6 protein-coding genes and 1 tRNA gene are annotated in these 5,662 nt (G+C 46.5%); all 7 read right to left on the reverse strand.

All coding sequences use genetic code 11. From position 1 onward, the window contains the following. Window positions 1–384 precede the first annotated feature (384 nt). Complete coding sequence (gene rplI / locus ACWB0I_RS14620) at window positions 385–828, reverse strand: 50S ribosomal protein L9 (protein ID WP_479388811.1); 444 nt, start codon at window positions 826–828, stop codon at window positions 385–387. A gap of 22 nt (window positions 829–850) precedes the next feature. Beyond that, window positions 851–1,078: a 30S ribosomal protein S18 gene (gene rpsR / locus ACWB0I_RS14625; protein ID WP_479388812.1), complete on the reverse strand. Its 228-nt coding sequence runs from the start codon at window positions 1,076–1,078 to the stop codon at window positions 851–853. A 12-nt stretch (window positions 1,079–1,090) separates the two neighbouring features. Beyond that, on the reverse strand, window positions 1,091–1,573 hold the full coding sequence (gene rpsF, locus ACWB0I_RS14630) for a 30S ribosomal protein S6 (protein ID WP_479388813.1): 483 nt from the start codon (window positions 1,571–1,573) through the stop codon (window positions 1,091–1,093). A gap of 81 nt (window positions 1,574–1,654) precedes the next feature. Further along, window positions 1,655–3,664, reverse strand: a complete 2,010-nt coding sequence (locus ACWB0I_RS14635; protein WP_479388814.1) for a sodium-translocating pyrophosphatase — start codon at window positions 3,662–3,664, stop codon at window positions 1,655–1,657. 10 nt (window positions 3,665–3,674) lie between these two features. After that, window positions 3,675–4,253 (reverse strand): aminoacyl-tRNA hydrolase, encoded by a 579-nt coding sequence (gene pth, locus ACWB0I_RS14640; protein ID WP_479388815.1) that lies wholly within the window; start codon window positions 4,251–4,253, stop codon window positions 3,675–3,677. 15 nt (window positions 4,254–4,268) lie between these two features. Continuing rightward, the gene (locus ACWB0I_RS14645) at window positions 4,269–4,910 is read right to left on the reverse strand and encodes a 50S ribosomal protein L25 (RefSeq protein ID WP_479388816.1); all 642 of its coding nucleotides are present in this window, start codon (window positions 4,908–4,910) and stop codon (window positions 4,269–4,271) included. 77 nt (window positions 4,911–4,987) lie between these two features. Next, window positions 4,988–5,059, reverse strand: a tRNA-Gln gene (locus tag ACWB0I_RS14650). Window positions 5,060–5,662 lie beyond the last annotated feature (603 nt).

A 5,662-nucleotide genomic window follows, 5' to 3' on the forward strand; every position in this document is an offset into this window, starting at 1 on the left:
GTTGTAGCGCAGCGGAAATCCCGAATCTCTGTGACGAGACATTAAACCATTCAACAATTTAACAAATCAACAATTAAACGGTTTTACTTCCTCACACAGCATAAAAATTTTGGCATCCCGCTGTGGCGGGAATAGATCTTTTAAGGGAAGTATTCTAAGGAGCTGAGGGCTACTCGCGCGTTCTACAGGAAAGTAAATCGGTGGAGAAGCACCTGTACCATGCAGCTTTTCACATGTTCCACGTTCGATTTTTACCATGATTTCCTCTTTTGTGAGGCAATTGAACAGGACTGGCCTAATTTAGTCAGTTTGACCCACTGAAGGAGGGATCAGAGCAGGAGTCAACTTAAATCAAAAAACGCCGGACAGAGCCGGCGTTTATGTTTATTCTTTAACAACCCAAACTTTAACGGTTGCTTCCACTTCCGGATGGAGTTTGATGGGCACAGAATAAATACCCAGCGATTTAATGGGCTCATCCAGTTGAATTTTGCGGCGATCCACCGTAATCCCCTGTGCAGCCAGGGCTTCGGCAATGTTTTGCGAAGTCACAGAACCGAAGAGCTTGTCTTCTTCGCCCACCTGAACGGGAATGGTGCAGGAGACATTGGCCAATTTTTTAGCCAGTTCTTCGGCAGCCACTTTTTCCTTTTCCACACGCCAGGTTTTAACTTTCAGCTCGTTTTCCAGACGTTTTTTATTTTCTTTGCTTGCAACATAGGCAATGCCTTTAGGAATCAGAAAATTACGGGCGTAACCGTCCTTTACTTTTACGACGTCACCCGTTTTCCCTAAACCCTGATAATCTTGACGTAATATTATTTCCATTTTAAACCACCTTTGTTAAATATTACCTTGTAAAATCAGCAACAAAAGGAATTAAGGCCAGATGACGCGCCCGTTTGATTGCTTTTGCCAATTGTCTTTGATGTTTAGCACAGGTGCCTGTTGTATGGCGTGGAATGATTTTACCCTGTTCGGTCAAAAATTTCATCAACTTTTTTTCCTCTTTAAAATCGATGTAAACCACGCCTTGCTGGCAAAACTGGCAAACACGTTTTCTTCTGAATTTTAACATGGTTTCATCCCCTTATTTGTTTTCTTGTTCTTTAGTTTCATCGGCTTTCGGTTTTTCTTCGGCCGATTCCGGCGCAGGCGCTTTCGCGGCTTTTTCAGGAGCAGCGCTCTCGGCCTGTGGCTTTTCCACCTTTTCCGGTGTAGCCGGCGCCTCGAACGGCGCTTTAGCCTGAGCCTCGGAGCTTTCCATCTGCATGGCTTTCAATTTGCGTTTGTCATAGCGGTAGGTCAGATAACGCAACACCTTGTCGTTAAAGTTGTACTCGCTCTCCAGCTCTTTGGGGATGTTACCCTCTGCTTCAAATTCAATGGAGCCGTAAAAGCCGTATTGCTTTTTTTCGATTTCGTATGCTAAACGGCGTTTTCCCCACTTTTCCACCTTCCGAACCTTGCCCCCGTTTGAGGTGATGATCGAACTAAAGCGTTCGATGGCAGCATCAATCTCTTTGGGTGGCATCAGGCTGTCCAGGATGAAAATGGTTTCGTAAATAGCCATAAGTACCTCCTTTGGTCTTAAACGATCCCTCCGGCCTGGCGGAGGGATAGGATTTGGATTTAATGAAATATTTTTTATTGTTTACAACAGTGGCGCGATAACCAGCGCAACCACCGACATCAATTTAATCAAAATATTTAAGGACGGTCCGGCCGTGTCCTTGAAAGGATCGCCTACCGTATCACCGACCACCGCTGCTTTATGGGCATCGGAGCCTTTGCCGCCCAGAGCGCCGGCTTCGATGTACTTTTTGGCATTATCCCAGGCGCCTCCGGCATTGGCCATGAAGATGGCCATTAAAACGCCGCTGACCGTTACGCCGGCTAAAAGCCCACCGAGCATTTCCGCGCCGCCCACAAAACCAAAAATAACAGGCGTGCCGATGGCCAGAACTCCAGGAACCACCATTCTCTTAATGGCGGCGGCAGTTGAAATATCTACACATTTACGATAATCCGCTTCGGCCTTGCCTTCCATTAAACCGGGAATTTCTTTGAACTGGCGACGCACCTCTTCGATCATATCAAAAGCCGCATCGCCCACCGCGCGCATGGCAAAAGAAGAAAACAGGAATGGCATCATGGCGCCAATGAACAGTCCGGCCATTACATAGGGATTGGAAACATCGATGTTGGTAATGCCGGCTGTGGTCATGAAGGCGCTAAACAGAGCCAGGGCGGTTAAAGCCGCGCTACCAATGGCAAAGCCTTTACCAATGGCTGCCGTAGTATTACCAACCGCATCCAGTTTATCGGTACGTTTGCGCACTTCCGGCCCTAATTCATTCATTTCGGCAATGCCTCCGGCATTATCAGCAATCGGGCCATAGGCATCCACCGCCAATTGAATTCCGATGGTCGAAAGCATACCCAATGCTGCAATGGCAATTCCGTAAAGCTGAGCCTGGTGGTAAGCAACCACAATGGCTATGGCCAGCACAATTATCGGTAAAGCGGTACTCATCATACCCGTAGCCAGACCGGCAATAATATTGGTGGCCGTTCCTGTTTGCGAAGCCTCGGCAATTTTCTGCGCCGGCCTGCGCGATTCCGAAGTGTAGTACTCAGTGAGAACACCGATTAAGATCCCGCCCGCTAAACCGGCCAGCAGGGCAAAATAGATGTGTAATCCATCCTTTGGCATAAAGGCATGAATGACAAAATATGCCAGAACGGCCATGATAAGGCCCGCTCCAAAAGTGCCAATATTCAATGCAGTTTGAGGATTGCCGCCTTCCTTAGTACGCACGAAAAAGGTCCCCAGAATGGAAACCAGAATTCCAAAACCGGCCAGCACCAGAGGCATTAAAACATAATCCAGCCCGATGGTGGCGCCAATAACCATGGAACCGACAATCGCTCCCACATACGATTCAAACAGGTCGGCTCCCATGCCAGCCACGTCTCCCACATTATCGCCCACATTATCGGCAATAACCGCCGGGTTTCGCGGGTCATCTTCCGGAATACCAGCTTCAACCTTTCCAACCAGGTCTGCGCCCACATCGGCGGCTTTGGTGTAAATACCGCCCCCCACGCGGGCGAAAAGCGCAATGGAACTGGCGCCCAGGGAAAAGCCGCTAATTACCGGCATAACCACCGTTGTTAAACTGGTTTGCTCCACGCCAAACATTTTGCTGTAAATCGCAAACAAAACACTCAGTCCCAACAGACCAAGACCGGCTACGCTCATGCCCATGACCGATCCACCGGCAAAGGCCACAGAAAGGGCCTTATTCAAACTGGTACGCGCTGCATTAGCTGTACGTACATTGGCACCCGTGGCCACTCGCATGCCGAAAAATCCGGCCAGCGCAGAACAGGTGGCGCCGATGACAAAGGACAAAGCGACCAGTTCGGTATTTTTGTGCAAATTCCCTAAAAACAACAACACAGCCACAATGAGCACAAAGAATACGAGCACGCGGTATTCCCGTCCCAAAAAGGCCATGGCTCCCTGTCGAATATAGCCCGCAATCCGTTGCATTTGTTCCGTTCCGGCGTCTTTTTTATTAACGCTAATGGAGCGAAACAGCGCAAATATCAGGGCCAGCAGAGCACTCACGATAGCAAAAGTAAGATTCAATTGCATAACTTCCCCTCTATTTTATTTCTGCTTCAAAAAAATTCCGATTGAAGCCAGACATAGCCTGCTCGATTCCTTTGCGAATCCAGGTTTCAATCCCCTGACGGGCTACAGGTAACAGCTCCTGCAGTTTTTGCCATTCATGCTGACTGAAAGGAGCAAGTACGTATTCCGAAGGATTTTCAAAATGATTTCCGATCCCAATTCTCAACCTGGGGAATTCTTCGCTTTGAAGGTGAAAAATAATGGACTTCAAACCATTATGTCCTCCATCGCTCCCTTTTTTACGAAAACGCAATGTTCCAAACGGCAGTTGAAAATCATCCACAACGACCAGTATATTTTGCAATGGCGTTGGATAGCGCTCGAGTACCTGCTTGACAGCCAGGCCACTTAGATTCATGTATGTTGTGGGTTTAACCAGCAAAACCGGATGGCCGTCAATCTGGATGCTTGAAAAATAATAATCCCCTTTTCCTGGACGAAAGGGGATCTGAAAATATGCTTGAAAATGATCCAGAAGAATAAAACCAACATTATGGCGAGTGAGCTGATATTGTTTTCCAGGGTTTCCAAGCCCAAAAACAATGTACACGTTCCCGAGTTACCTTTATTCTTCTTCGCCTTCTTTAGCTTCTTTACCTTTAGCCACCACTTCCGGTTCGGCGAGTTCTTCCTCTTCCTCAGCGGCTTCCGTTTCAACCTCAGCAACATGTGGGGCTTCTACCCGACAAATAACATCTTCCGGATCGCCCAGGACATCATAATTGTCAGAAGCTAAATCTTTAATTCGAATTGCATCACCGATTGTCAGATTTTCCACATTAATGACGATTTCATCCGGGATGTTTTCCGGCAAAACTTCGATATCCAGGGAACGTTTGATCTCATCAAAAATACCGCCTTCTTTCACCCCTGCCGGTTTGCCTTCAAAACGAATGGGAACTTCCATTTGAATTTTTTCATGGCCTTGAATGCCCAAAAAGTCAACATGTAAAATTTTACTGGTCACCGGATGGTATTGCACTTCGCGAACAATACAGCGATGCGGTTTACCTTCGATCTCCAGATTAATGACAGAATGGTGCCCTCTCAGCCCCACTGTTAAATCGTGTTCATCGATCACCACATGAACCGGTTCTTTATTTTCTCCATATAGAATAGCCGGGATCTTACCCTGGCGACGATATTTTCGTGCTGACGATTTACCTGTGTCTACCCGTTTTTCAGCACTCAATGTTAAGGCTGTCATGAATTTCTTCTCCTTACTTCTCTTGCAAATTTTGAGAAATTATAAAAAAAAGCAAGCCGCAGCTTGCAAATTTGTTGCTGGGGTGGGAGGATTCGAACCCCCGCATGGCGGGACCAAAACCCGCTGCCTTACCGCTTGGCTACACCCCAATAAAAATTGCAGATAACAAATTTAATATTTTATGGTGTGTTAGTCAAGTAACTTCTTTACTTTTAGCTATTTTTTCTTTTTCTTTATGGCTTCATTTCTCTGGTTCATTTCCAATTCCAGAACTTTCTTTTGCTTTTGATTATTCCCTCCTACTTTTCCACGCCACTTAAAGCAACCAGGGAAAGCACAAAAAAGCCACAAAAGACGCGATGACCATTGCAGGCAACTCCCTCTGACTAATTACAAATGATTGAATACTCAGAATTTCCGTGAATAGTTTAATGGTGCCGACCCGTCATTCCGAATCCCAGATTTATCGGGGAACGAGGGATCCATTACATTGGCGTTGTTTCTTTCTCGCTTGCTGTGCGGACAATGCGCCCAGAGTGCAACAGCTCTCTGTTTAGAATACTTCCTTCAAAAGATCTAATCCCGCCACAGCGTGATGCAAAAATTCTTGTGCTGCATTCTTACCAAGCTTTCCCAAAAGTTAAAGTAGATGAACATTTAAAAATCAAAATTTACATTGTAAAGATTATAACTCCCTGTTCCCTTTTTTAAAGGGGACAGGGCCTGGGGGATGGGTTTTAAAACAAAAGCTC

It is taken from the genome of Caldithrix sp. (genome assembly GCF_056497305.1).